Origin of the sequence: Streptomyces sp. SPB074, from assembly GCF_000154905.1 — a bacterium.
In the GTDB taxonomy this organism is placed as follows: Bacteria; Actinomycetota; Actinomycetes; order Streptomycetales; family Streptomycetaceae; genus Streptomyces.
The window spans coordinates 2255263-2256539 of the sequence record NZ_GG770539.1 but is presented as its reverse complement, the minus strand read 5'-3'; the positions used below and the strand labels follow the sequence as shown (position 1 = coordinate 2256539).

The 1277-nt window shown below is 79.3% G+C and carries 1 protein-coding gene and 1 pseudogene; both read right to left on the bottom strand.

What is annotated here, in order from left to right; all coding sequences use genetic code 11:
• Positions 1–1036, bottom strand: a 1036-nt coding sequence (locus SSBG_RS09115; RefSeq protein WP_037869308.1) for an aldehyde dehydrogenase family protein, incomplete at its 3' end; no start/stop codon positions are given.
• Positions 1033–1277: pseudogene (locus SSBG_RS09110) on the bottom strand (hypothetical protein); the annotation flags it as partial. The pseudogene SSBG_RS09110 and the gene SSBG_RS09115, both read right to left, overlap by 4 nt.

Below are 1277 nucleotides of genomic sequence, written 5' to 3'. Positions count from 1 at the left end.
CGACCGCCGGGCCGAAGTGCTCGTCCAGCAGCTCGCCGCCCAGGCGCGCGGCCGGGACGCGCACGGCGAACGGTCCCGCGGCGTCCGCCGACGCGGTGACGACGGCGTCCGGCAGGGCACGGGCCCGCTCGCCCCACGCCTCGTGGGCGCGGGCCATCGGCGGGGTGAGCATCCGGTGCGCGGGCGCGGCGGCCACCGCCCGCGCCAGCGCCTCCGCGAGCTTCTCGCCCTCCGGCGTCTCCGGGAGGACCACGAGGCCCGGCTTCGTGCACAGCTGGCCCATCGCGCGGGTCGCCGAGCCCGCGAGGGCCGTCGCCCACTCCTCGTCCCCGGCGGCTTCCGGGAGCACGAACACCGGGTTCAGGGAACCCATTTCGGCGTAGACCGGGATCGGCTCGGGGCGGGCCGCCGCCGCGTCCATCAGGGCCCGGCCCCCGGTCAGCGAACCGGTGAAGCCGACCGCGCGGATCTCCGGGGCGCCCACGAGGGCGAGCGAGACGTCCGTACCGCCCTCCACCAGCGAGAACACGCCGTCGGGGAGCACCCCGCCGAGCGCGCGGGCGACCGCGCGTGCCGTCTCCGGCTGCGCCGGGTGCGCCTTGACGACGACGGGGCAGCCCGCCGCGAGCGCCGCCGCCGTGTCGCCCCCGGCGACCCCGAAGGCGAGCGGCAAGTTGGACGCCGCGAAGACCGCGACCGGGCCCACGGCGACCCGCACGGCACGCACGTCGGCGCCCCCGGCCGCGACCCCCGCCGAGACCCGCTCGGGCAGGTGCCGCCCGGCCGCGACGTGCGCGCCCAGCAGCCGCAACTGCCCCGTCGTACGCGCCATCTCGCCGCGCAGGGCGTCCGCCGCGAGGCCGCTCTCCGCCGCCGCGAGGGAGACGATCTCGTCCGTCGCCGCCTCCAGCGCCGCCGCGCACGCGGCGAGCAGCTCGCGGCGCTCGGCGGGCGCGAGCGCCCCGAAGCCGTCCGCCGCCGCGCCGGCCTCGCGGGCCGCCTCCGCGACGGGGCCGGTACCGGTCGTGTCCGTCATTCCTTCGTTCCTTCCGCCTGTTGCCACTCGCGCACGATTGTTCCCAGGACCTCCAGGCGCGCGGCAGGAGCGAGGCCCAGGTGGTAGAGCCCGAGCCCGCTCGCCCCCGCGGCGCGCAGCCGCCGCGCGTGCGCCGGGACGTCCTCCGCCCGCGCGGGCGGGAGCGCCGTCACGTACGCCTGTACGGGCGTGCCGCTCTCCGTCGCCGTCGCGATCGCCTGCTCGCTCGCCCCGCCCACCG